The sequence below is a fragment of the Deferribacter desulfuricans SSM1 genome, from assembly GCF_000010985.1.
GTDB classification, from domain to species: domain Bacteria; phylum Chrysiogenota; class Deferribacteres; order Deferribacterales; family Deferribacteraceae; genus Deferribacter; species Deferribacter desulfuricans.
Map to the genome: position 1 here is coordinate 485,858 of NC_013939.1, position 25,357 is coordinate 511,214.

Annotated in this window: 28 protein-coding genes and 1 riboswitch; of the genes, 21 read left to right on the forward strand and 7 right to left on the reverse strand. The window is 31.6% G+C overall.

Features of this window, described 5'->3' with window-relative positions; all coding sequences use genetic code 11:
* Positions 1-160: 160 nt before the first annotated feature.
* From DEFDS_RS02550 to DEFDS_RS02575, 6 genes are read right to left on the reverse strand one after another with little or no spacing between them, the layout of a single operon-like run.
* Positions 161-433 carry a hypothetical protein gene (locus DEFDS_RS02550; RefSeq protein ID WP_013007250.1) on the reverse strand — a complete coding sequence of 91 codons (273 nt, stop codon included), beginning with the start codon at positions 431-433 and terminating at the stop codon, positions 161-163.
* The gene (locus DEFDS_RS02555) at positions 411-608 is read right to left on the reverse strand and encodes a hypothetical protein (RefSeq protein WP_041223569.1); all 198 of its coding nucleotides are present in this window, start codon (positions 606-608) and stop codon (positions 411-413) included. The genes DEFDS_RS02550 and DEFDS_RS02555 overlap by 23 nt, the downstream gene beginning before the upstream one ends.
* Positions 608-1,042, reverse strand: a complete 435-nt coding sequence (gene tsaE, locus DEFDS_RS02560; RefSeq protein ID WP_013007251.1) for a tRNA (adenosine(37)-N6)-threonylcarbamoyltransferase complex ATPase subunit type 1 TsaE — start codon at positions 1,040-1,042, stop codon at positions 608-610. The genes DEFDS_RS02555 and tsaE overlap by 1 nt, the downstream gene beginning before the upstream one ends.
* Positions 1,008-2,531 (reverse strand): bifunctional ADP-dependent NAD(P)H-hydrate dehydratase/NAD(P)H-hydrate epimerase, encoded by a 1,524-nt coding sequence (locus DEFDS_RS02565; protein WP_013007252.1) that lies wholly within the window; start codon positions 2,529-2,531, stop codon positions 1,008-1,010. The genes tsaE and DEFDS_RS02565 overlap by 35 nt, the downstream gene beginning before the upstream one ends.
* Position 2,532: 1 nt before the next feature.
* Positions 2,533-3,528, reverse strand: a complete 996-nt coding sequence (rfaE1, locus tag DEFDS_RS02570; RefSeq protein ID WP_013007253.1) for a D-glycero-beta-D-manno-heptose-7-phosphate kinase — start codon at positions 3,526-3,528, stop codon at positions 2,533-2,535.
* Positions 3,518-3,703 carry a Trm112 family protein gene (locus DEFDS_RS02575; protein ID WP_013007254.1) on the reverse strand — a complete coding sequence of 62 codons (186 nt, stop codon included), beginning with the start codon at positions 3,701-3,703 and terminating at the stop codon, positions 3,518-3,520. The genes rfaE1 and DEFDS_RS02575 overlap by 11 nt, the downstream gene beginning before the upstream one ends.
* Positions 3,704-4,005: 302 nt before the next feature.
* Here DEFDS_RS02575 and DEFDS_RS02580 point away from each other — a divergent pair, with 302 nt between their 5' ends.
* The 5 genes from DEFDS_RS02580 to DEFDS_RS02600 are packed head-to-tail and all read left to right on the forward strand — an operon-like array spanning position 4,006 to position 8,877.
* Positions 4,006-4,749: a ZIP family metal transporter gene (locus DEFDS_RS02580; protein ID WP_013007255.1), complete on the forward strand. Its 744-nt coding sequence runs from the start codon at positions 4,006-4,008 to the stop codon at positions 4,747-4,749.
* A 1-nt stretch (position 4,750) separates the two neighbouring features.
* The gene (locus DEFDS_RS02585; RefSeq protein ID WP_013007256.1) at positions 4,751-5,656 is read left to right on the forward strand and encodes a TIGR01212 family radical SAM protein; all 906 of its coding nucleotides are present in this window, start codon (positions 4,751-4,753) and stop codon (positions 5,654-5,656) included.
* Entirely contained in the window at positions 5,640-7,046 is a 1,407-nt protein-coding gene (gene cls, locus DEFDS_RS02590) for a cardiolipin synthase (RefSeq protein ID WP_013007257.1), read from the forward strand. Before DEFDS_RS02585 ends, cls begins: the two co-directional genes overlap by 17 nt.
* A gap of 55 nt (positions 7,047-7,101) precedes the next feature.
* Entirely contained in the window at positions 7,102-8,412 is a 1,311-nt protein-coding gene (locus DEFDS_RS02595) for an FAD-dependent oxidoreductase (protein WP_013007258.1), read from the forward strand.
* A 12-nt stretch (positions 8,413-8,424) separates the two neighbouring features.
* Positions 8,425-8,877 carry a universal stress protein gene (locus DEFDS_RS02600; RefSeq protein ID WP_013007259.1) on the forward strand — a complete coding sequence of 151 codons (453 nt, stop codon included), beginning with the start codon at positions 8,425-8,427 and terminating at the stop codon, positions 8,875-8,877.
* Positions 8,878-8,895: 18 nt separating this feature from the next.
* Here DEFDS_RS02600 and DEFDS_RS02605 read toward each other — a convergent pair whose 3' ends face one another.
* The gene (locus DEFDS_RS02605; protein WP_013007260.1) at positions 8,896-9,549 is read right to left on the reverse strand and encodes an acetate uptake transporter; all 654 of its coding nucleotides are present in this window, start codon (positions 9,547-9,549) and stop codon (positions 8,896-8,898) included.
* Positions 9,550-10,209: 660 nt separating this feature from the next.
* On the opposite strand from DEFDS_RS02605, the gene flgB reads away from it, so the two are divergent.
* From flgB to cobO, 16 genes are all read left to right on the forward strand, one after another.
* Positions 10,210-10,614: a flagellar basal body rod protein FlgB gene (gene flgB, locus DEFDS_RS02610; protein WP_013007261.1), complete on the forward strand. Its 405-nt coding sequence runs from the start codon at positions 10,210-10,212 to the stop codon at positions 10,612-10,614.
* Between the two features lie 11 nt (positions 10,615-10,625).
* Entirely contained in the window at positions 10,626-11,030 is a 405-nt protein-coding gene (flgC, locus tag DEFDS_RS02615) for a flagellar basal body rod protein FlgC (protein WP_013007262.1), read from the forward strand.
* A 54-nt stretch (positions 11,031-11,084) separates the two neighbouring features.
* Positions 11,085-11,387, forward strand: a complete 303-nt coding sequence (gene fliE / locus DEFDS_RS02620; RefSeq protein ID WP_013007263.1) for a flagellar hook-basal body complex protein FliE — start codon at positions 11,085-11,087, stop codon at positions 11,385-11,387.
* Positions 11,388-11,402: 15 nt separating this feature from the next.
* Positions 11,403-13,073 (forward strand): flagellar basal-body MS-ring/collar protein FliF, encoded by a 1,671-nt coding sequence (gene fliF, locus DEFDS_RS02625; RefSeq protein ID WP_013007264.1) that lies wholly within the window; start codon positions 11,403-11,405, stop codon positions 13,071-13,073.
* Positions 13,073-14,083: a flagellar motor switch protein FliG gene (gene fliG, locus DEFDS_RS02630; protein WP_013007265.1), complete on the forward strand. Its 1,011-nt coding sequence runs from the start codon at positions 13,073-13,075 to the stop codon at positions 14,081-14,083. The genes fliF and fliG overlap by 1 nt, the downstream gene beginning before the upstream one ends.
* Before the next feature lie 51 nt (positions 14,084-14,134).
* The gene (locus DEFDS_RS02635) at positions 14,135-14,911 is read left to right on the forward strand and encodes a FliH/SctL family protein (RefSeq protein WP_013007266.1); all 777 of its coding nucleotides are present in this window, start codon (positions 14,135-14,137) and stop codon (positions 14,909-14,911) included.
* Positions 14,889-16,199: a flagellar protein export ATPase FliI gene (fliI, locus tag DEFDS_RS02640; protein WP_013007267.1), complete on the forward strand. Its 1,311-nt coding sequence runs from the start codon at positions 14,889-14,891 to the stop codon at positions 16,197-16,199. Before DEFDS_RS02635 ends, fliI begins: the two co-directional genes overlap by 23 nt.
* 5 nt (positions 16,200-16,204) lie before the next feature.
* Positions 16,205-16,645: a flagellar export protein FliJ gene (locus DEFDS_RS02645; protein WP_013007268.1), complete on the forward strand. Its 441-nt coding sequence runs from the start codon at positions 16,205-16,207 to the stop codon at positions 16,643-16,645.
* Positions 16,629-17,123, forward strand: coding sequence for a MotE family protein (locus DEFDS_RS02650; RefSeq protein WP_013007269.1), 495 nt, complete (start codon positions 16,629-16,631; stop codon positions 17,121-17,123). Before DEFDS_RS02645 ends, DEFDS_RS02650 begins: the two co-directional genes overlap by 17 nt.
* Positions 17,120-17,746, forward strand: a complete 627-nt coding sequence (locus DEFDS_RS02655; RefSeq protein ID WP_013007270.1) for an O-methyltransferase — start codon at positions 17,120-17,122, stop codon at positions 17,744-17,746. The genes DEFDS_RS02650 and DEFDS_RS02655 overlap by 4 nt, the downstream gene beginning before the upstream one ends.
* Positions 17,736-18,938: a peptidase U32 family protein gene (locus DEFDS_RS02660; RefSeq protein WP_013007271.1), complete on the forward strand. Its 1,203-nt coding sequence runs from the start codon at positions 17,736-17,738 to the stop codon at positions 18,936-18,938. The genes DEFDS_RS02655 and DEFDS_RS02660 overlap by 11 nt, the downstream gene beginning before the upstream one ends.
* A gap of 1 nt (position 18,939) precedes the next feature.
* Positions 18,940-20,931 (forward strand): NAD-dependent DNA ligase LigA, encoded by a 1,992-nt coding sequence (gene ligA, locus DEFDS_RS02665; protein ID WP_013007272.1) that lies wholly within the window; start codon positions 18,940-18,942, stop codon positions 20,929-20,931.
* Entirely contained in the window at positions 20,918-21,769 is an 852-nt protein-coding gene (locus DEFDS_RS02670) for a pyruvate, water dikinase regulatory protein (RefSeq protein ID WP_013007273.1), read from the forward strand. The genes ligA and DEFDS_RS02670 overlap by 14 nt, the downstream gene beginning before the upstream one ends.
* A 42-nt stretch (positions 21,770-21,811) precedes the next feature.
* Positions 21,812-22,012: riboswitch (cobalamin riboswitch) on the forward strand.
* A 103-nt stretch (positions 22,013-22,115) separates the two neighbouring features.
* Positions 22,116-24,020 carry a TonB-dependent receptor gene (locus tag DEFDS_RS02675; protein WP_013007274.1) on the forward strand — a complete coding sequence of 635 codons (1,905 nt, stop codon included), beginning with the start codon at positions 22,116-22,118 and terminating at the stop codon, positions 24,018-24,020.
* On the forward strand, positions 24,020-24,844 hold the full coding sequence (locus tag DEFDS_RS02680) for an ABC transporter substrate-binding protein (protein ID WP_013007275.1): 825 nt from the start codon (positions 24,020-24,022) through the stop codon (positions 24,842-24,844). The genes DEFDS_RS02675 and DEFDS_RS02680 overlap by 1 nt, the downstream gene beginning before the upstream one ends.
* Positions 24,841-25,356, forward strand: a complete 516-nt coding sequence (gene cobO, locus DEFDS_RS02685) for a cob(I)yrinic acid a,c-diamide adenosyltransferase (RefSeq protein ID WP_013007276.1) — start codon at positions 24,841-24,843, stop codon at positions 25,354-25,356. The genes DEFDS_RS02680 and cobO overlap by 4 nt, the downstream gene beginning before the upstream one ends.
* Position 25,357: the final 1 nt, after the last annotated feature.

Sequence of the window (25,357 nt, forward strand, 5' to 3'; positions counted from 1 at the left end):
TTGAGTAAGTGCTCGAGGAAAAATATTAGATTTGAATATGTTTGAGGGTGTTGCAAATAATAATTGCTTAAACACCTCAGATTGTTTCCCTAAAGCTCGCAAAGACGGGCATACCAGTTCTTGGGTGCAGTGTAAACTGTCAAAGTAATCTTACCAATGTTTAGTTTAAAGTGTTATTTTTAGCTTCTATAGGCAGTAGGTTAGTAATTAATGCGTTTAATTTATTGATATATTGTTCTATGACAAAAAGTTTATATTTTAAATAAGCTTTTTCGTCATAAGGGGTAGATGGGTCGTTTAATAACTTATAAATCTTTTCCATTTCAGCTATAAAAAGTGCCATATCCTCCAAACCTTCTTTTGCTAAAGCAACCGCATCAAGCTCTTTCTTCTTAAGTTCTTTCAAGATATCAATTCCATCCGTTTTCTTCATTTAACCCCTCTAAATCTACATCTTCGTCTTTTAAAAAAATTTTATCAAAGACTTCTCCACATTCTTGGCATTCATAATGAAAAATTATCCAAATATCATTATCAACGACTATTTCTGTTGGGTTTAGTTCTTCTAATCTCTGTTTACCGCAATAAGGGCAAAAAATAGGTTCCATTATTCACCTTCATTTTCTTCTATAATAATTTCTCTCTTATCTTTATCCAGCTTTTTTATAGTTATAATAATGTGACTAATTTTAGTTATTGTTTCTAAAATTATTTCAGGCCATTCAATAAACTTTATCCCTGTTTCTTCAATATAGTCAAAAAAGCCTATGTTATCAAGTTCTAAAATATTCTTGATTCTATAAAGGTCAAAGTGATACAAAGGGAATTTGCCATCAGAATAAGTTTGCATTATTGTAAAAGTTGGACTTGATACGGCATCGTTGCACCCTAATGATTTTGCAACGGACTTTACAAATAGTGTTTTTCCTGCTCCAAGTTCCCCTTGTAATAATATTGTTTCGCTACCTTGTAAATTTTTTGCAAAATTCTTTGCTATTTCTACTGTATCATTTGGACTGTTGCTGATATGCTTCGATTTCATTAAAACCTCTATAAAGATTTTCTATTATTTCAGTTGTTTTAAGGCATTTCTCATTTTTTTCTTTTGTTAAAATAGATGCAGTTAAGTTCATAGTAAAGCACCCAAGCTTTGCCGCATCTAAAAGAGAATAATTTTGTGCAATTAATCCACCAATCAATCCTGCCAGGCAATCTCCACTACCACCTTTTGAGAGAGCAGGAGTACCATTTGATAAAACAAACAGGTTTCCTTCAGGTGTAGCAATGATAGTATCAGCACTTTTAAGAACTAAAACAACCTGATATTTCAAAGCAAAATCCTTGGCTAATGAAATTTTATTTTGTAGAATCTCATCTTTATTCAGGCCTGTTAATCTTGCAAATTCACCAATATGTGGTGTTAACACTGCCCTAAAGCTGAGCTGATTTAAAAGCGAATCATCAAGATGATATAATCCATCTGCATCAATTACAAAGCTTTTGTCACACTCTTCGATAAGGCCTTTTACAAACTCTTTGGTTTGATGATTTCTTCCTAAACCACACCCTAGTGTGATAACATTTTTGTCACTAATAAATTTTAGTAATTCGTCCAATTCACTGCTGGTATAGAAACTTTTACCTTTGATAATAAAAGCCATTATTTCAGGGTACTTTGATAAAAAGTAGTAATATTGCTCAAAAATTGCACATGTTGTTAGCCCAGCTCCAGACATAACGGATGCATAGGATGCCATTATTGGAGCACCCATTTTGCCTGCTGATCCACCTATCACTACATTATGGCCAAAATGCCCTTTGTGAGAATCTTCCTCTCTTTTATAAATTAATGGCAAATTATCTAATGTAAGTTCAAAAATATAGGGAGAAACTGTTTGAATAGAAAAATCAGGTATTGAAATGTCTTTAACTATTACTTTGCCGCAGAACTTTTTTGCTGGATAAAAAACATGTGGTATTTTAGGCCTTGCAAGGGTAATTGTGATGTCTGCTTTTAAACATTCGCCAAGTATATTGTGATTACTACCTGGTAAACCGCTAGGGATATCAATTGCTATTTTAAATGCTTTTGAAAGGTTAGCATTTATTATTACATCTTTAGCAATACCTTCAACAGGCCTAGTTAAACCAGTCCCAAATATTGCATCAAAAATAACATCGTAATTATCAAAATTTATTTCATCGTTATAATTAAACATTTGGATTGGGTATTTCTTTAATATTTCAAGGTTTGTTTTGGCGTCACCTTTTAGCTCTTCAGGTGGATAAATAAAGATTATGTCAACTTTATATCCTCTGTTAAACAGATGTCTTGCTAATGCTAATCCATCACCGCCATTATTACCTTTGCCAACTAATACTGCTATTTTGTTTTTGGGGATTGAAAGTTTTTCAAACTCTTCAAATATTCCTCTTGCAGCATTTTCCATTAGAACAATGGAAGGGGTACCTAATATTTCTATTGTATATTTATCAGCGTTTGCCATTTGTTTAGAATTGAGTACTTCCATGTTATATCTCCTTGGTACTATTTATTAAATTTGGAATTTGTTTGAGCAATTCATCTCTATCTGTTGTTGCTGTTCCAACTTTTCCTACAACTATTCCAGCTGCAGCATTTGCAATAATTGCAGCGTCTGTATAACTTGCACCGACAGCTAATGCTGAAGTAAAAACACTTATAACTGTATCACCGGCTCCAGTCACATCGAATACCTCTTTAGCTACAGCAGGTATGTGAGTAATATTTTCTTCTGTAAAAATTGTCATCCCTTCTTCTCCCCTTGTAATAACAAGGGATTTACTCTTTAATTTTTCAAGAATATGTTTACCACATTTTGTTAGCGATTCTTCATCAGTAATTTTAATATTTGTAGCAGTAGATGCTTCTTTATTATTTGGTGTTAGTGAAGTGACGTTTTTATAGTAATAAAAATTTTCTATTTTTGGATCAACAGTAATAATTTTTTCAGAAAAGTTTGCAACTAGTTGTTCAATCAAATATTTCGTTATCATCCCTTTCCCATAATCTGAAATTATAATAGCGTCTATACTGTTTTTTATATCTTCTATGAAAGATAATAATTTATCTGTATCTTTCTTTTTAATTTTATGTTTTTCTTCTTTATCTATTCTTACAACCTGCTGGCTGTGAGCAACAACTCTTGTTTTAGTAGAAGTAGTCCTGCCATCATCTATTATAAATTGATTATCTATTTGCATCTCGTTTAGTAGATTTTTTAAAAGTGAGCCATTGTTATCATTTCCAATAATTCCAGCTAAAATTGGAGTGACGCCAAGTGCTTTTAGATTGGCTGCAACATTTGCAGCTCCTCCAGGCATCATTACCTCTTTTTTTATTTCAACAACAGGGACAGGTGCTTCTGGCGAAATCCTATCTACAGAACCGTAAATAAAAATATCCAGCATTAAATCGCCGATAACCAGTATCTTTAATTTATCAAATTTATTGATATAAGAGGTTAATCTGTTTAAATCAGTATTCATCGGTGTTTTCCACCTGCTTAGCTTCATCTATGAGCATAACCGGTATATCTTCTCTAATTTCGTATAAAAGTTTGCAGTTATCACATACTATGTATTTTTCATCTTTGCTTAATCTAATATCACCTCTACATTTTGGACAAGCCAAAATTTCTAACAATTCTTTATCTATTGACATGTTATCCTCCTTCTGTTGGTATAATCTGACTATAAATTCTACTGTTTTTTTTATCAAGAAATTTTTAATATAATTAAGTTATTGTTTATTTTTCGATTTTTAAAAATTATACTATAAATTGTTAGGGTGTTGAAAAATAGGTTAACTTGTTGAAAGTTAATATAGTTTTGAGATTGCTTCCGTAACTTAAGTTGCCTCGCAATGACAAATTTTGTGGTCATTGCGAGCGTTAGCGAAGCAATCTCTAAAAGTTACTTAATTGTTGTGAAAAATCCTTAATGTTGCAATTAGTGAGGTGAGTAATGTCTACAATAGGTTGGGGTTTTTTAGGAAGTTTAACAGCTGGTTTGGCTACTACTTTAGGAGCAATCCCTTTGTTTTTTTACAGGAATCCTTCAAGGGGTGCTTTAGATTTTATGCTTGGGATATCTGCTGGTATAATGTTGGCAGCTACTATTTTCAGTCTTTTAATTCCAGCGATGGATATGGGGGGAATTTTAATTGCAGTTATAGGTTTTGCCGCGGGTGCACTTTTTTTGGATAGAATGGATAAAGTGATTCCTCATTATCACACAGAAATAGGTTATGAGGGACCACCTTCAAGAATGAGAAAAATATGGCTTTTTGTTTTAGCAATTACACTTCATAATTTTCCAGAGGGGATGGCTGTTGGGGTATCTTTTGGTGGAGGACACATACAAGATGGTATAACAATTACTACAGCTATTGGTTTGCAAAATATACCTGAGGGTCTAGCAGTCGCTGCTGCTTTAATTTCTGAAGGGAAATCTGTGCGTTATGGCACAGGTATAGCGTTTTTGTCTGGAATTGTTGAGCCAATAGGTGGATTACTTGGTGCTGCAATTGTTTCTATTATGTTGCCCATGTTGCCGTTTTTCCTCTCTTTTGCAGCTGGTGCAATGTTTTTTGTTATTAGTGATGAGATTATTCCTGAAACGCACAAAGGTGGTTATGAAAGACTTGCTACTTTTGGTATAATTATTGGTTTTATAGTTATGTTAATTTTGGATAATGCATTAGGTTAAGATGCTTTACAATACCTTTAGTAATTTTTTAAAAAATAAGTATGGTGGCAAAGTTTGGAAGATTAGTATTGATGCTGGCTTTACTTGCCCAAATAGAGATGGATATAAAGGCTTTGGAGGGTGTACTTATTGCAATGTGAAATCATTTTCTAATATTAATGAAAAAGATATTTCAAAACAGGTCTCAGATAGGATTAAGTTTTTAGAAAAACGAAAAATAAAGAATTTTATAGTTTATTTTCAGTCATATTCGAATACCTATGGCCCGATTGATATGATAAAGAGAAAAATTGAGGCAAGTTTAGTTGACGAAAGGATAGTTGCTATTTATGTTGGGACAAGACCAGATTGTATTGATGAAGATAAGATTAAGTATTTTAAAGAATTAAGTGAAAAAATCGACGTAGTTTTGGAGTATGGACTTCAATCTATACATAACACAACTTTAGAGATAATAAATAGGGGAAGTACGTTTGAAGAGTTTGACTTTGCTCTAAAATTAACAAAAAGTTATGGTTTGCCTGTATGTGCGCATATAATATTTGGTTTACCAGGTGAGAATAGAGATATGATGTTTGAAACGGTTAAATATTTAGCTGATAATAAAATCGATTTTATAAAGTTTCACCATTTACATGTTGTAAAAGGCACTAAGATGCATAAAGAATTTCTAAATGGTGATATAAAACTTTTAAGTGAAAATGAATATATTGATATATTGGCAAATAGTATTTCTATGCTTCCAAATGAAACTGTTATTGCAAGGGTAGTTGGTGATGCTCCTAAAGATTTATTAGTTGCTCCTCATTGGCCTGAAAATAAATCGGAGTTTTTAAATAAACTTAATAACTATATGATACAAAACAACTTATACCAGGGTAAGTTTATAAATGAAAATAATAATTGAATTGCTTTTACAATACACAAGTTTAATCATTACAATGGTTTTTGTTTTAATAATTCTTTCTGGTAGGAAAGAAGCTAGAGCTACTTTAGCATGGTTGCTTTTTGTTATCTTTTTCCCTTATCTTGGGGCAATAGCTTATTTAATATTTGGTAATTATAAGTTAAAAAGAATTGTAGAAAAGAAAAGAAGAGAATCAAGAAAAATACATCTTACTCAGTATCATAGCTGCATCTTGGAATATGAGAAAAACAGATTTGGTAAACTTGTAGAAAAAGTAACAGGGCTTGAACCATTTTTAATTAAGGATTTGGAGTTGCTGCCTAGTGCAATAGAAAAGTATTCAAAACTTTTTCAAGATATTAATAGTGCACAAAAATACATATTGCTTGAATATTATGTGTTTCGTCAGGATGATGTGGGTAAATTTTTAGTAAAATTACTTACTAAAAAGGCTAGAGAAGGTGTCAAAATCTATTTGCTGTATGATGGTATCGGTGCGATTGGTTTATCTATAAGAAAAATTTTAGATCCATTGGTTAATGCAGGGGGGAAATGTGCTGCGTTTTTATCTCCTTTAAATCTAAAAACGTTTTCTCGAGTGAATTTTAGAAATCATAGAAAGATTGCTATTATAGACGGAGAAATTTGCTACACAGGCGGGATAAATATAGGGAATGAATATATTGGTGATTTGTTTAATAAACAAAAATGGTATGATGCACATATAAGGTTTAAAGGGAATGGGGTAGGTTTTGTAGAAGAGGTTTTTGCAGAGGATTGGTATTTTACCACAGGTGAAGATATCACCCCATTTCTAAAAAAGAGAGAAGCAGAGGCTGGAGACACTACTGTTCATATAGTTCCATCTGGACCTGATCAGGAATCACCTTACATATATGATACGTTGTTTACAGTGTTTAATAAAGCTGAAAAATCGATTGAGGTGGTTACCCCTTATCTAGTACCAGATGCTCCTATTATGGAGTCATTAAAGAATGCTGCAAAAAGAGGGGTGGATGTAAAACTAATTTTACCAGGTAAAAATAATCATCCAATGGTTGCGATGGCTGGAAGATCCTATTATGAAGAGTTACTTCTTGCTGGGGTTAAAATATTTGAAATGAAAGATGTTATGATTCATGCGAAAATTATTAAAGTTGATGATCAGTGGGTTACAGTTGGTTCAGCAAATCTTGATATAAGAAGTTTTAGGTTAAATTTTGAATTAAATGTTATTGTTTATTCAAGTGAGTTTGCTTACGAAGTAACAAAGCTATTTAAATATTATCTATCTTTATCTAAAGAGATTAACTATGACAAAGTTGCAAAGAGACACTTTACAGTAAGAATTTTTGAAGGTGTCTGCAGAACATTATCTCCAGTATTGTAAAATAAAATTTTAATCTTATTTTAGTCTTATAAATATTAACTAACAGGGGGATGGTATGAAAGTTGTTGTTGTTGGGGGTGTTGCTGGCGGTCTAACTTGTGCAAGCAATATTAAACGTATGAATAAGGATATTGAAGTAGTAGTTTTTGAAAAAGGTGTGGATGTCTCTTACGGGGCATGTGGGATGCCTTATAATTTGTTAGATTTAGAAAAACCGGTGGAATCTTTATACGCTTTGAGTCTTCAAGAAATTAGGGAGAAAAGAGGGATAGATTATAGATTGAAGCATGAAGTGATAGGCGTGGATTTTGATAATAAATCTGTAACAGTTAGAAATGGTGATAAGGAGTTTGAAGAAAATTACGATGTTTTGGTGATTGCAACAGGAGCTAGAGGAAACAAGATACCTATATTTGAAGGTAACGATGATAGCTTTTATTTTAAGACTTTAGAGGATCTAAGAAAAGTTAAATCTTACTTAAAAGAAAATGATGTGAAAAAAGTTTGTTTAGTAGGTGCTGGTTATGTAAACTTAGAAGTTGCTGAAGTATTGAAGGAAAAAGGGGTAGATGTTTTTATCTTAGAAAAAATGGATTATATATTGCCGCAGTTTTGTGATGAGGTGAGGGAAAAGGTTTATTCCAAGCTAAAAGAGAAGGGTATTGATCTTTTTTTAGGAGTTGACATTACAGCTAAAGAGAAGGGTGTTGTAAGGACTAATAAGGGAGATTTTAATGCAGATATGTTTATCATATCTGCTGGTGTTACACCAAACAGTGAGCTTTTTGATATCAAAAAGGGTGCAAAAGGTGCAATTGTTACTGACCGTTATATGCAAACATCAAGAAAAGATGTATATGCTGTTGGAGATGTAACTCTTGCTTATAATAGAGTCATAGATGATTTTGTATATTTCCCTTTAGGCACAACAGCTAATAAGCAGGGACGAGTTGCAGCTTACAACATTGTAAATGGTAACAGGCTTGAGTTTTATGGTATTGTTCAAACTGCTACATTTAAATTGTTTGAGTATACTGTTGCTACAACTGGTTTAAGTGAATATCAAATGGAAAATTTAGGTATCGATTTTGAAAAAACTGTTGTTACTACTCACACAAGAGGTGCTTACCCTGGTGGGGGTAAAGTTACAGTTGTGATGTATCATGATAAGAAAAACAGAAAGATTTTAGGCGCTCAAATGGTTGGCGAAGATGTAGTTGCTAAAAGAATAGACATTATTGCTACTGCTATTTCTAATAATATGAAAATTGATGAGTTTGCATGGGTAGATTTATCTTATTCACCACCTTTTGCACCAGTTTGGGATCCGGTTTTAACTTGTGCCCAAAAGGCACTGAGAAAATAAAGGGGGTGTATTATGTTTAAACCAAAAAAGATTTTAGTACCTGTTGATTTTTCTGATAGGTCTGAAATTAGCTTAGCTAAGGCATTGGAGATAGCTGAAAATGTGGGTTCTAAAGTCGTAATTGTTCATGTAATAGAAAAAAAAGATAATGATTTAATTAGTATGTATTTATCTAAAGAGCAGTTGGAGAAAATAAACAGTGATATTAAAGAGTTTGCTGAAAAACAAATGGATGAACTAATAGCTAAGGTTGGCACAGGTAAAACAGTGTATATTGAAAAAAGAATTGTTTTTGGTGTTCCATATGATGTGATTGTTGATTTGACAGAGAAAGAGGATTTTGACTTGGTGGTTATTGCATCTCATGGAAGAAGTGGATTAGAAAAATTCTTTTATGGAAGTACTACTGAAAAAGTTGTTAGAAGAGCGGCCTGTTCGGTATTATTGGTTAAAGAGAAAAAGTAGGGGTATTCCCCTACTTTATTAAAATTCGCCCAATGGCAAAACAGTTTTACCATATGCTTCATTAATTATTTGAGCAGCACCTGCATAGATAGCACTTAATCCACACAATATCCCTTCATATCCTGCAATCGTTTTAATAGATGCATTTCCAGAAGCATCTGCATAAGCTAATAACATAAACAATACTACAAGTAATGAAAAAACGATCATTAATGCCTTGTTGGCTTTAAAAGTACCAAACCATAATATAGTGGTAAAAACTCCCCACATAAACAAATAAGCAGACATTTCAGTAGCACTTGGAGCTTTTGCAATACCAAGTTTTGGCATCATGATAATAAAAACTAAGCTTATCCAGAATAGACCGTATGATGTAAAAGCTACAGTTCCAAAAGTATTCTTTTTCTTCCACTCCATAATACCTGCAATTATTTGAGCTAAACCTCCGTAAAAAATTCCCATTGCCAATATCATACTACTTAAACCAAAAAGACCGATGTTGTGCATATTAAGTAAAATTGTTGTTAAACCGAATCCCATCAAACCTAAAGGAGCTGGATTAGCAGTTGTGTCTTTGATAATAGTTTCTGCAATAGCTGCTGATTCCGAAATTGTTTTTTGAACTTTTGACTTACCTGTTTCATCAACATAAACATTAATTGTTTTTGACATAGTGACCTCCTTAATGTAGTTAAAAACAAAAAATTGTTTTATAAAGATTAAAAAGTATGTCAAAAGTTAATTTATGTTTGTTTAAAATAAAATTAAATTATATATAAAATGTATACAATTTCTTAATAATAAACCAATAAAACATATTGAGTTAAATTTTAATTAAAATATTACTTTGTTGTATAAAATCGTTTTACTAAAAAATGAATATTTAATCATGAATTTACAAACCGACAAAAAGATATACATATATTTTATTAATATGTAATCTTTATAAAATCTAAAAATTAATAATTATTAAAAAAAGAGATGTGCAGTATTTGTGGTGCAAAAAAAAGTTTTTAGGAAAAATAAAAAAGTTTTATAATAAGAAGTGAGATTGTTTTATGGTATTGTTCTCAATTATAACTATTTTATAGTATTAAATTATAGGGTTGTTGGTAGATTTATGCTTTTAAAAATGGTTTCAAGATATAATTATTGAAAGCTTAAGAAAAGTAATCCCAATACATTAACTTCTTTTGTTTATAATATGTTAAAGAATCTAAATTTATATTAATAAAAGTTGCTGAAATCTAACATACATTGAAGTAAGTATAGATTAGTTTATTTAATTTATGGCATGGAGTTTGTTATGTTAGTTTATAAAAGGAGGTTTAAATGGATCTATTTAAGGCTGTAAATATTGATAAGCTATCTTATGCATTAGATGTAACTTCCTATAAAAATAAGGTTATTTCTGAAAATATAGCAAATGTGGACACCCCATTTTATAAAGCCAAAAAGTTGGATTTTAAAGATGCCATGCAGGATGTTATGGGAACTGGGAAAAAACTTCCTCTGAAAGTGACAAATAAATATCATATCTCTGGTAGTAGTGAAAATTTTTCTGTGTCAAATTATGTGAAATATCAAAATAATATGTCTGTTAGAAATGATGGAAATGACGTAAACCTTGATTATGAGATGAGTGAATTGGCTGCAAATGGGATTTTGTTTAACATGTTATCTCAAATTACTGGATATGAGTTTACCAGACTTAAAACATCAATCCAGGGTCGATAGGGAGGTAGTTTATGAGTTATTTTGATATTTTGAAAATAGCGAGTACAGGTCTTTCTGCACAAAGGATACGTATAAATGTGATATCTTCAAATTTGGCAAATGCGAATACAACAAGGACAGAGGATGGAACACCTTATCAGAAAAGGGAAGTAATTTTTAGGACTATTTTGGATGGAGAGTTAAGAGGTGGTGTAAGAGTTGAAAAAGTGGTAAGAGATGAAAAACCACCTATCTTGAAGTATGAACCAGGGCATCCTGATGCTAACGAAGAAGGTTATGTTGCTTATCCAAATATCAATCCAATTGAAGAAATGGTTAATATGCTTGAAGCATCAAGAAGTTATGAAGCAAATGTCACAGTTTTAAATACAGCAAAGCAGCTTGCTTTAAAGGCTTTAGAGATTGGAAGAGCATAAATTTTAGTATTGATAGATAAATAAAATGAATGTATACTATTATATGAGGTGCTTATGTCTGGTATAAATAAAGTTAATTTTCTTTTACCAAATAAGTTAGAGCCAGATAAAAAGACTGAATCAAAAGAATCGAAAAACGTAGATTTTTCAGAGCTTCTGAAAAATGCAATTAAAGATGTAAATAATGCTCAGTTACAAGCTGATGAAGCTGTTAAAAAAGTATTGAGTGGTGAAACAAAAGATATTCATGAAACTATGATTGCGTTACAAAAAGCTGATGTTTCTTTAAAGTTGATGTTAGAAGTGAGAAATAAACTTATAGAGGCTTATCAAGAAATAATGAGAACACAAGTATAATCTTATGGATAATTTATGGCATTGAAGGATTTTATCAATCAGTTTAAAGCAGTTTTTAACAGTTTGAGTTTAATTCAAAAAGTTTCTATAGTTACCGCGACTGTTGCAGTATTTTTAACTATTATTGTGTTAGTTATATGGGCTAACAAGCCTGTGTATAAAACTTTGTATTCAAATTTATCATCAGATGATGCAGCAAAAATTGTTGAAGAATTAAAAGCAAATAAAATTCCTTATGAACTTAAAGATAATGGGAAAACTATTTTAGTCCCAGAAAAAAATGTTTATGAACTAAGGTTAAATCTTGCACAAAAGGGTTTGCCTTCTGGTGGTGGTGCAGGTTTTGAATTGTTTGATAAATCTTCATTTGGTATCTCAGAATTTGCTCAAAATGTTAATTATCAGCGAGCATTACAAGGTGAATTAGCAAGGACAATTAAAAGTTTAGATGAAGTAGAAGATGCAAGAGTCCATTTAACTTTACCAAAAGAGAGGATATTTGTATCTGAGGAGAGTTCACCTAAGGCGACGGTAGTACTAAAGTTTAGAAATGGTGCAAATATTAGTCGTGAAAATATAAAAGCGATTGCTTCTTTGGTTGCTGGGGCAGTAAAAGGGCTTACAATTGATAATGTGCAGGTTGTGGATACAAAAGGGAGGCTTTTGAGTGAATTTTTATCTAAGGATTATGAGCCTCTTTTATTAACCCAAACTCAGTTGGAATATCAAAAGCATATAGAAAAGAATCTTGAAAGTAAAATAAATTCGATTTTGTCTAGAGTATTAGGTCCAGATAATGCTGTTGCTAAAGTTACAGCTGATATAGATTTTACTAAAAAAGTTGTTTCTAAAGAAGAATATGATCCAAATCCTGTTTTGAGATCTCAGCAAACAGTAGAAATTGAAAGTAAAAATACTCCAAATGCTCCAGGGGGGACACCGGGAGTATCTTCCAATTTAGCAGAACCAAACAACATAAATAATGGCTCTAACTCTGAGTATTCAAAAGCTGAGACTACCCAGAATTTTGAAGTGGGCAAAACTGTTACTAAAGAGGAAAAGCCAATAGGCGTAGTAAAAAAGATAACAGTTGCAGTTTTGTTAAATGATAAAAAAGTGGTAAAAGAAGAAGGGAAAAAGAGTAAAATAGAGTATGTCAAATGGACGCCTGAAGAAATAGAAAAGATTAAAAAATTAGTTGAGTCTGCAGCTGGTATTGATGTTAATAGGGGTGATAGGATTGAGGTAACAAATATATCATTTGATACAACTCACGATTTAGAAGTGGCTTCTTTTTATAATAAGCAGGAAAAGATGAGTCTTATATTTACAATTGCAAAATATGTTTTAGCGCTATTGATAGTAGTCTTGTTCTACTTCCTTGTTGTAAGACCTATTTTGAAACGACTTGAAACAGTAAGGGAAACAGAAGAGGGGACTTTTGTTGCTGCCGGTGCTACAGGAAAAGGTGAATCGGTAGATATTAGCATTGGTGAAGAGATTAAATTTCCTAAGACTATAGAGGAATTAGAAAAAGAGATAGAAAATGAGTTAGAGGAAAGTGCTCCAGTTGATGTTGATACCGTAAAAACTAAAGTTATGTTGAAAAAACTTGAAGAAGCTGCAAATGAAGATCCAGAAACAATAGCTAATTTGATAAAAGTATGGATTAAAGGTGGTAGTTGATGGCAGAAGAGAGAGAGCAGCTTAGCGGTATAAAAAAAGCAGCAATCCTATTAATTACGCTTGGGGAAGAAGTATCTAGTAAGATAATGGCAGAGCTTGATGATGAAGAAGTAGCAGATATTTCAAAAGAGATAGCTCTTACAAAAATAGTTGATCCAGCTGTTGCTGATGATGTTGTTGAAGAGTTTTATAATATGTATTTGGCCAAAAAGTTTATTTCTAAGGGTGGTCTTGATTATGCAAAATCAGTTTTGACTAAATCTCTTGGGCCTGAGCGTGCAAGAAAAATTATAGATAGATTGACTAAACTCCTTGAGCAGTCAACGGGTTTTGAATTTTTAACTAAGATAGATCCAAAGCAACTTGCAAAATTTATACAAAATGAGCACCCACAAACAATAGCACTCATTTTAGCTCACTTAGATCCATCTCAAGCAGCTGAAGCTTTAGCTGAGCTGCCAGAAGATTTGAAAGCTGATGTGGCTTTACGTATAGCTAATTTACAAGATATTTCTCCTGCTGTAATAAAAACATTATCCAAAACTTTGGAAGAGAGATTTGAATCTATTAGCTCATATAAAGTTGATGTTGGTGGTGTTAAATCTGTTGCTGAGATATTAAATAGAATGGATAGAACTACAGCTAAAACAACATTAGAGAGATTGGAGAAAGATGCTCCAGAACTCGTGAGTCAGATAAGAGATATGATGTTTACATTTGATGATATCAGAAGACTCGATAATACTGCTATCCAAGAGATTTTGAAGCGTGCGGATAAAAATACTTTAACTTTAGCACTAAAGGGTGCAGATGAGGAGCTTCAAAATAAATTCTTTTCTAATATGTCTAAAAGAGCCGTTGAGACTATGAAAGAAGAGATGGAGTATATGGGGCCTGTCAAACTTAAAGAGGTAGAAAAAGCTCAGCATGAAATAGTCCAAATAGTAAGAGAGTTGGATGAAGAAGGTGTAATAAGTATTTCTGGTGGAGAAGAAGAGCAATACGTATAACAGATTGTTACATATTTGTTATTTACTAAACTATAAACTTTTAGGATAATGATGCCAAAAAAAATAATAAGAGCAGAAGAAAATTATAAAATTGAAAGTTTCAATTTTAAGGTTTTTCGCTCTGTTCAAAGAGGGGTAACCCAATATGTTTTCAAGTCATTTGATAGTGATTCTAATTTAGAAGATGATTCAACTATTTCAGGCAAAAATGACAAAATAGAAGAAGTTATAGAAGATACTAAAAAAGACCAAATTGCAATAGATAAAGATAATTACAAACCGCAAAACTCAGAACCCATTGATATTGAAGAGGTTAAGTCGAAAGCACGAGAAGAGGGTTACAATGAAGGTTATGAAAAAGGGCTTCAGAATGGGCTAAAAAAGGCTGAAGAGTATAAAAAAGAGTATGAAGCAAAAAAAGATGATTATTTGGAAGTTTTAAAAAATGGTGTTAGAGAAGCTATTACTAAAATTGATGAAGTTAAAAAAGCTGTTTTGAGTTTAGATGAGGAGCTTCCAAATATTGTACTAAATTATATCAAAGAGATTATAGGTGTTGAGAGAAAATTAAATGATGAGCTTATAGTTTCTGTTTTCAAAAAACATATGGAAAAAATAAAGAATGCTACAAATGTGATAATATATGTAAATCCAGATGATTTGGATATTTTGAAATCAGAGTTTAATGATTTTGATTTTGTACCTGATGAAAATGTAAACAAGGGTGGCTTTAGAGTAAAAACAAATATAGGTGAGTTTGATTTTACAATAGAAACTTTAATGAAAAATTTTGAAAAGACGCTTTATGAAGAAATTGAAACTTCTTAAAAATATAAATTTTGATAATTCTGTTGTTGTCACTGGTAAAGTTACAAAGATTGTAGGCCTTACTATTGAAGCAGATGGCCCTTTATTAAGTATTGGTACAAGGTGTGAAATTGAGGGTGTTGGTGGGAAAAATATTTTAGCTGAGATTGTTGGATTTAAAGATGATAGAGTTATTTTGATGCCCTATGCAGAAAGTGAAGGTATTGCTCCTGGAAGTATTGTTAGAAATGTAGCCTATGGGAATGTGGTAAAAGTAAGTGAAGAATTATTGGGTAGGGTTTTGGATGGTTTGGGAAGGCCGATAGATAGTAATAGAGTGATTACAAATTATGAATTAAAAAGTGTTTATACAGAGCCACCTTCCCCTTTGGAGAGGGAAATTATAAAAGATGCAATTCATACAGGTGTTAAAGCTATTGATGCTTTAATTACTATTGGTAAAGGGCAGAGGGTTGGTATTTTTGCTGGAAGTGGTGTAGGAAAAAGTGTATTGCTTGGGATGATTGCAAGAAATAGTAGTGCGGATGTAAATGTTATTGCATTAATAGGTGAAAGAGGAAGAGAGGTTAGGGAGTTTATAGAAAGGGATCTTGGAGAGGAGGGGCTCAAAAAATCGGTTGTAGTTGTTGCAACAAGTGATCAATCCCCTCTTGTGCGAAAAATGGGGGCTTTTGTGGCAACAACAATTGCAGAATATTTTAGAAGTCTTGGCAAAGATGTGATGTTTATGATGGATTCTGTTACAAGATTTGCTATGGCTCAAAGAGAAATTGGATTGACTGTAGGTGAGCCTCCGACAACCAAAGGTTATACCCCGTCAGTTTTTGCTTTATTGCCAAAGTTACTTGAGCGAGCTGGGACAAAAAAAGGGGAAGGGACAATAACCGGTCTATACACAGTTTTGGTTGAAGGTGACGATCTCAATGATCCTATTGCAGATTCTGTAAGGTCTATTATAGATGGTCACATCGTACTTGATAGAAATTTGGCTGCTAAAAATCACTTTCCAGCAATTGATGTGATGATGAGTGCTAGTAGATTAATGAAAGAAATAGTAGATGAGAGGCATTTTGAAGCTGCCGGAAGACTTAGAGATTTGATAGCAACATATAGAGAAGCTGAAGATTTGATAAATATTGGAGCTTATGTAAAAGGGAGCAATAAAAAGATTGATGAAGCTATTTTAAAGATAGATTTGATTAACAACTTTTTGAAACAGAAAATAGATGAAACATCTCCTTTTGAAGAGACAAAAAAACAGCTTTTTCAATTAGCTGGGGTCAAATAAGCTAAATGAATAAAAAGTTTCCACTCCAGAAAGTTCTTGAGCATAGAAATAGGATTTATGAAATTAAGTTGCAGGAATTGGAAAAGCTTAAAATGGAATTATCAAATATAGAAAATGAATTAACTATTTTAGAAGCAGAGTATAAAAGAATAAGTAATGATGTTTTAAATTTAAAAAATGAAAGTTTACTTATGAAACCGTTGTATGATAAATACTTGTTGAGAGTCGAAAATGCAATAAACAATACCAAGAAAAGATTAAAAGATAAAAATGATGAGATAGAACAAAAAAAAGAGGAAGTAGTAAAAGCTTTGAATGATAAGAAAGTGATGGAAAAATTGAAGGAAAAACATATAATTGATTACAGAAATTTTTTAAAGAAGGAAGAGCTGAAGATGATAGATGAATTGGTAATTACGAGGTTTAAAAATGATAATGAGATTTAGTTTAATTTTAGTTATTTTTTTTACTTTTTTGGGCATTACCTTTTCAGAAACAAATTTAGCTGATATAAATAGGATATCAAAGCATCTGAAAGAAAAAGAGAAACAGCTCCAACTTAAAGAGGAAGAGCTTAAAAAGAAGGAAGAAGAGCTTAAAATGCTCGAAGAAATACTTAATAAAAAGAGCGATGAAATTGATAAAAAGTTAGCAAAGTTGCAAAAGTTGTATGATGAAATAAAAAAGATTGAAGATGAAGATTTGGATAGGTTGGCAAAATATTATGCTTCTACTAATCCTAAATCAGCAGCAAAAATTATTGCTAAAATGGACTTGAATAAAGCGGTACAGCTTTTTAAAAGAATGAGCCCTATGGCTGCAGGTGGTATTTTAAGCCAGATGGGGAAAATAGATCCTGATAAAGCATCTAAAATAAGTGAGGCTATGACACCTAAGAAAATAGATATAGGGGAAGTGAAATGAAATCATCTGTTATGATGACTCATGTTGTGAAATTTTTATCGGAATTTGCGTCTGATGAGTTTGATGAGATAAAATCCTATTCAGTTGAAAAAATGATACCAGCTGTTGAGAAATGCGTGGCAGAGTTTTTAAAATTTATGGTTAAGTTAAAGAACCCAAATAAAATTTTAGAGATTGGAACTGGTGCTGGTTATGCTACTGCTCACCTTGCATTATATGGGAAAGAGGTTACAACAGTTGAGTACAATCCTGAGAGACTTGAAAAAGCGAAAGATTTCTTAAAAGATTTTGACAATATTACCTTTATTTATGAAAATGCTAAAGAATATTTGAAAAAGTGTAATGATAAATTTGATTTTGTATTTGTAGATGGGGTAAAAAGGGATTATTTGGAGTATTTTTTTCTATTAAAACCTCATCTAAATGATGGAGCATTTTTAATTTTTGATGATGTGCTGTTTTATGGTATGGTTTTGGATGAAGATTGTGAGATACCTTTTAAATATAGGAAAACTGTTGAGATGTTAAGAGAATTTATTTTTGAAATGACCACAAAATATAAAGACAATTGTAATATTTTACCCATTGGGAATGGGCTTTTATTGTTGAATTATGAGTGTTGAATTATTAAGTCCTGCTGGAAATTTTGAAAAATTAAAAGCAGCCATAAACTTTGGTGCTGATGCTGTTTATTTTTCAGGCAAAGATTTTGGTTTGCGTGCAAAAGCTGGTAATTTTTCCCTTTATGAAATGGAAGAAGCTTTGAAATATCTCCATGAAAGAGGGAAGAAAGGGTATGTCACTGTAAATATTTATGCGAGAAATTATGACTTTGAAGAGTTAAAAAGATATTTACATCAACTAAATGAAATAAAACTAGATGGTATTATCATAAGTGATTTAGGTGTTTTAAAGCTGATTAAGGATGAAAAGATTGATTTGCCAGTTCATATAAGCACACAAGCTAATACTACAAATTATTACGCTGTAAATATGTGGAAAAAGCTTGGTGCAAGCAGAGTAGTATTGGCTAGGGAGTTATCAAAGAGTGAAATAGAATATATTTGTAAAAATTGTGATATGGAGATTGAGGTGTTTGTGCACGGTGCTATGTGCATTTCCCATTCTGGTAGATGCGTTTTGAGCAATTATATGACTGGCAGAGATGCAAATAGAGGTGAATGTACGCACCCTTGCAGATGGAATTATTATTTGATGGAAGAAACAAGAGAGGGTGAATATTTCCCTATCTTTGAGGATGAAAGAGGTACATATATTTATAATTCTAAAGACCTTTGCCTATTAAAATATGTAAAAGAATTGATGGATATGGGTGTGCACAGTTTAAAAATAGAAGGTCGAATGAAAAGTGTGATGTATGTTTCTGTAGTAACAGGAGTTTATAGAAAAGTTATTGATGATTTAAAAAATGGTAAAGAACCAGATTATGATTATTTGATGAACCTTTTGATGAGTGTGAGTAACAGAGAATATACCACAGGATTTTATCTCGGTAATGCTGATAGAGATTCGATGAATTATAAAACATCAAGCTATGTAAGAAATACAGATTTTTTAGGTGTGGTAAACAATTATAAGGATGGGAAGCTGTTTTTTGATAGCAGAGGGAAAATCTTAGCAAATGAAGCCCTATCCATTTTAAATAGAAATATGAAAGAAGAAACTATAGTTTTTGATAAAATATTTGATGTTGATGGGAACTTGGTTGAATTTACAAAACCAAATAAAGAGTATTATATTCTGACAGATAAAGCTTTTGGTAGTGGATCGATAATCAGAAGGTATAAGGTGTAATATGGATGAGAGTATTTTAAAAGAATATCAAAAGCTTGTGGATGAAATAAATTATCACGATTATAGATACTATGTTTTAAATGACCCAGTTATTTCTGATTATGAATATGACCAGCTTTATAAAAGATTAAAAGAGATAGAGAGTAAATATCCAGAAATTATATCACCATATTCTCCGACACAGAGAGTTGGTTATGCACCAGTATCAAATTTAAAAACTGTAAAACATGAAGTTAAAATGTTATCTCTTGATAATACATACAATGAAGGTGAGTTAAAGGATTTTTACAATAGAGTATTGAAAAACCTTGAAAGTGTTCCCTCTTTTGTTGTGGAGCCCAAAATTGATGGAGCAGCTGTTTCTCTTACCTATGAAGATGGGATTTTACAGATAGGGGCAACAAGAGGGGATGGAGTGACAGGTGAGGATGTCACTCACAATGTGAAAACGATAAAATCTATACCTTTAAAAATTGCTGTAAAAGGAAAGTTGGTTGTAAGAGGTGAAGTATTTTTACCTAAAAGTGAGTTTGAAAGGATAAATGATGAGAGGGTAAAGAATGGTTTAGAGCCTTTTGCAAATCCAAGGAATGCTGCTGCGGGGACATTGAAACTACTTGATCCCAGGATTGCTGCTCAGAGAAACTTGGACATTTTTATTTATTCTGTTGATATTGGAAGAAAGCACGATACTCATTTTGATGATTTAAACTATTTAAAAGGGTTAGGTTTTAAAGTTAATCCATTAATAAAAAAAGTAGAAAGTTTTGAAGATATTATTTCTCATATAGAGAATTTAGGAAAAATGAGAGATGAGTTAGATTATGAAATTGATGGAGCTGTGATAAAGGTAAATGAATATTCTTATCAAGAGCAGCTTGGAGAAACGATAAAGTATCCAAGATGGGCTGTAGCTTTTAAATATCCACCAGAGCTAAAAACAACTGTTTTAAAAGATGTTATTTTTCAGGTGGGTAGGACGGGGATTATTACTCCTGTTGCAGTATTGGAGCCTGTACATATTTCTGGGTCTGTTGTGAAAAGAGCTACATTGCATAATGAGGATGAAATCAGAAGGTTGGACGTTAAAATTGGAGATACGGTTTTTGTTGAAAAGAGTGGTGAGATTATCCCTAAGATTATAAAAGTTGTTAAAGAAAAAAGAACAGGTAAAGAAAAAGAAATAGTTTTTCCTGAAAAATGTCCTGTGTGTAATGGCTTGGTAAGAAAAGAAAACGCTTATTATGTATGCTTAAATCCAGATTGTAGTGCAAAATTGAAAGCATCCATAATACATTTTGCCTCAAGGGATGCGATGGATATAAAAGGTTTGGGTGAGGCTATTGTTGAGAGGTTTGTTGATTTAGGTTTTTTGAAATCGATTGCAGATATTTATACTTTGGATTTTGAAAAGATTGCTTTGTTAGATGGGTTTGGTAAAAAGTCTGCAGAAAATCTTAAAAAAAGTATAGAAGATAGTAAAAATAGAAGTTTTGATAGAGTGTTGTATGCACTTGGTATTAGGCATGTGGGGATAAAGACTGCAAGGATTCTTACTAACCATTTTAAAAATATTGAAAAACTACAAAAAGCAACCATTGAAGAATTAGTGAGTATAGATGAAGTTGGGGAAATTATTGCTAAGTCTGTTTATTATACATTAAGGGATGAAAACTTTTTGAAATTGATTGAGAGATTAAAAAGTTATGGTTTAAAGTTTTCTATGGAAGATGATAAAGAAAATAAAAGTGAAAAGTTGAAAGGTTTAAAATTTGTTATCACTGGCACTTTATCAAAACCAAGAAACTATTATGTTGAGTTGATTGAAAAGCTTGGTGGTGAGGTTTCTTCATCAGTGAGCAAAAAAACTGATTATGTGATTGTAGGGGAAGATCCAGGTAGTAAATATAATAAAGCGATATCTTTAGGTGTAAAAACTATAAATGAAGAAGAATTTTATAAACTTATAGGTGGAACGGATGAAAAATATTGATGTTTTTCTTGGGAAGAAAGGTGATGATTTGAAAAGGATATTTATAATTTCTGATGGTACGGGTCAGAGTGCGATCAATTTAATGAGGGCCTGTTTAATACAATTTGAAGAGCAACATGTGAGATTAACAGTTTTTTCGAAGGTAAACACAAAAGAGCAGATTGAAAGTATTTTAAATCAGGCAAGAGAACAGAAGGCTTTTGTTGCATTTACTCTCGTAAAAAAAGAGCTTAGAAGATATATGCATAAATTGTGTCATGACTATGAGATAATACACCACGATATTTTGGGACCGCCTGTGGAAAAGCTTTCAAATTTTCTTGGTGCTAAGCCTTTAGAAAATCCTAATTTGCTTAGAAGGGTTGATGATAAATATTTTAAGAGGATAGAGGCAATCGAGTTTACTATAAACCATGATGATGGTAAAAATCTAAAAGGGCTGAAAGAAGCCGATATTGTAATTTTAGGTTTATCAAGGGTTTCAAAGACACCTACATCTTTTTTCCTTGCACAACTTGGTTATAAAGTGGTTAATATCCCAATTGTTCCTGAAATCCCATTACCAAAAGAGCTATTTGAAATTGATCAGAAAAAGATTGTTTGTCTTGTTATGGATCCAGAGGTGTTGCAAAAGGTAAGGATGGAAAGGATGAAACATTATAAAACTACAAGTAACTACACTGATTTAAAAAGGATATTTGAAGAGTTAGAGTTTGTATATGACCTTGTTAAAAAGAATAGACAGTGGCATATCGTTGATACCACTAACAAATCTGTCGAGGAAACAGCTAGAGAAATAATCAGCTGTATTTACGGTCGAGAGCAAGAACTTTATTAACTTAAATTTTAACGAAAATAAAAACAATTTTACTTTTTTAAAATTTTTTGTTAGCTTTTTAGTGTCGATGCTTCTGGTGTAGGGGAAGTCCGGTGAAAATCCGGCGCTGTCCCGCAACTGTGAGCTGGACGAAAGCCCATTAAGCCACTGCCGAGAACCTAATATATTTAGGTGCTCGGTGGGAAGGCGGGCGAGTAGGATGAAGGCGAGCCAGGAGACCCAGCCAGAAGTCAGCGGCAAAACCTTACGAGGATAAGGAGGCCGATATGATAAGAGATCCTGTTTAATTTAACAACTTAAAATCCATCAATCTATTATTTCCATAAAAAACAAATAAGGGGGAAAAATGAATAGAAAAATAGTTGTTTTGTTTCTTTTGATAAGTTTTAGTATAGTTAATTTCGTTTTTGCTAATGACAAAAAAATAGTAATTTTTGGTGAAAAAATCACCGAAAGTGAGGTAGAAAACAAAGCAAATGTCATAGTTATTACAAAAGAGGATATTGATAAAATAAATCCTCAAACCGTTTATGATATTTTAGAAACTATTCCAGGAGTAAGTGTAAAATCTTATGATTTAAAACACAGCTTAGTAATTATGGGTGGTTTTGATGGTGAAAAAGGTGGTTTAAATAATGTAATAATGTTAAATGGTAGAAGAATTACAAATCCTGATATGAGCACTCCTGATTTGTCTTTGATACCGGTTGATATGATAGAAAGAGTAGAAGTTTATTTAGGTGGTGGGAGCGTACTTTTTGGTGATAGAGCTACAGGTGGGGCAATAAATATAGTAACTAAGAAGCCTTATAAAAATAGTTTCACTGTAAAAGCTGATGGTGGCTCTTATGGTTATTATAATATTTATGCAGAGGGTGTTTTTGCAAATGAAAGATACTCTTTTATTATAAACGCAGATAAGCTTGGGATGGAAGGCTATCGTGATAATTCAGAATTTTATTCTGGAACAGTAAGTGGTCAATTTAGTTATTATTTAGATAAATTGGAAATAACTTTTGATACGCTGTATAATGATCAAAGATATGGATTACCAGGTTCTTTAACTGAAAGTGATATTGCAAATTATGGGCGTAAACATTCTAATACGCCACTTGATGGTGGAGATGATTATAGCAAAAGTTTTGGATTAAAACTTTCATATGATTTGAGCGAAAATAGTAAAATTGTATTTGATAGCAATATAAGGCAAAGGAATAGATCTTACTATTTATATGTAAAAACAAATGATGAATTAAAAACAAAAATATATCAACTTTATTATGATTTCAAATTAAACAAGAAAAATTATTCTAATCATTTACAGGTTGGTGTTGAATATGAAAAGGATAATTTGGAAACTGAGAGTACATGGTCAAGTTCTAAACTTGATAGAAAAAGAAAGGCTGTTTATTTTTATGATACTTTTTCTATAAGTAAAATATTTGGTGAATATGGTTATAGATATTCAAAACTTAATGATGATTATGATACTTATGACAAGTCAAAAGATACTTCTGAAAAAGCTTATACAGGTGTAATTGGTTATAACATAACTAAAAATCATAAAATATACATTAAGTATGATAGAAGTTTTAGATTTCCTACAACTGATGAAATGATTGAATATTCTTTTGTTCAATATGATTATGTTTTAAATGATTCTCTTGATACTCAGGTCGATAAAACTTATGAAATTGGTTTTAAATCAGATTATAAAAAATACTTTGTTCATTTATCAGTGTATAAGCAGGTTTCAAATAGTGAAATTTTTACAAATCCTACATATGTTCCATACGCTAATACAAATTTTGATACTGAAAAGAAAGTATTCAATATGAATACAGGCTATGATGATAATAATATTTTGCTGATGTTGTCCTACAACTATATAGACTCTGTGATAACTGAAGATGGTTATGATGACTCTTTTGTGCCTCTGGTTTCAAAACATACTATAAAAGCAACAGCTGGTTATAGAACAAAAGCTGGGTTTGGGGTTTACTACTTTGTAAGGTATTACAGTGATTATTATGTTGGTAATGATTATAAAAACACTTATGACAAAATGGATGGATACGCAATTAGTGATTTAAAGCTCGAGTATAAAAAGAAAAATTATGAAATTTATTTCAAGGTAAACAATCTGTTTAATGAACAGTATTATAGTTATGTAAATAATTATGGTTATGGGAATAATTATTATCCTGCACCAGAAAGAAATTATATGGCAGGGGTAAAGGTTAAGTTTTAATGAGAAAGGTACTTTTTAGAGCTGCTTTTGTGCAGCTCTTTTTCTTTTTTCTATTTTTAAATAGCTTATTTGCAGAAATAAATAGAGTTGTGTCTGTTGTCCCATCTATTACAAAACAGTTGATATATTTTAAAGCACAAGAAACGATTGTTGGTTGTTCATCTTATTGTAAATTAGCAAAAGATACAAATGTGCAGATTGTTGGTAATATTATAAATATAAATGTTGAAAAAATATATTCATTGAAACCTGATATTGTCTTTGTGAGTAATATGACGGATGTTAGGGATGTGGAAAAACTAAAAAAACTTGGTATAAAGGCAGCTGTATTTAGCTATCCAAAATCTATTGAGGAGTTTTTTACACAGGTAAAAGAAATAGGGAAATTAACTGGTTATCAAAAAGCAGCAAATAAAGCGATTAATATTTCTAAAAAGTTGTTTGCAGAGCTATCAAATAGATGTAATGCATTAAAAGGGAAAAAAGTTTTTATGGAAATAGGTGTAAAACCCCTTTATTCTGTCCCAAAGGATACTTATTTAAATGATTTTTTATTGAGGCTTGGTTTAATTAATATTACAGGGAAATTAAAAGATGGGATCATAAATAGAGAGTATGTAATTAAAGAAAATCCTGATATTATAATGATTATGGATATGGGATACAAAGCAAAGGAGGAGATATCTTATTGGCATAAATTCAAATTTTTAAATGCTGTAAAAAATAATAAAATACTTTTATTAGAAGCAGATAAGGTAGCTAGTCCAGCTTTGCCAGAGTTTTTTGAATATTTTAAAAAAATTTTATATAGGATGTGCAAATGAAAGGGATGGTACATGTTTATACAGGAAATGGAAAAGGGAAGACTACTGCAGCTTTTGGATTAGCATTAAGGGGGATAGGAGCTGGAAAAAGTGTGTATATTATTCAATTTATAAAGTCTATGGAATATTCTGAAATAAAGGCATTTAAAAAATATTTCCCTTTTGTACCAATAGAGCAGTTTGGTAGAGGTTGTTTTATTATTAATAAACCAGAAAAAGAGGATATTTTAGAAGCTAAAAAAGGATTTGAAAGAGTAAAAGAGCTTTTAAAGAGAAAAGACATAGATATTTTGATTTTGGATGAAATAAATATTGCTATTTATTATGGGATGATTGATTGTGCAGAATTAATTGAGCAATTAAAAAATAGAAATCAAGAGATGGAAGTTGTAATTACAGGTAGATATGCAAAAAAAGAGCTAATCGATTTTGCTGATTTGGTTACTGAAATGAAAGAGGTTAAACATTATTATAATAGTGGTGTTAAAGCAAGAGATGGTATAGAAAGATAAT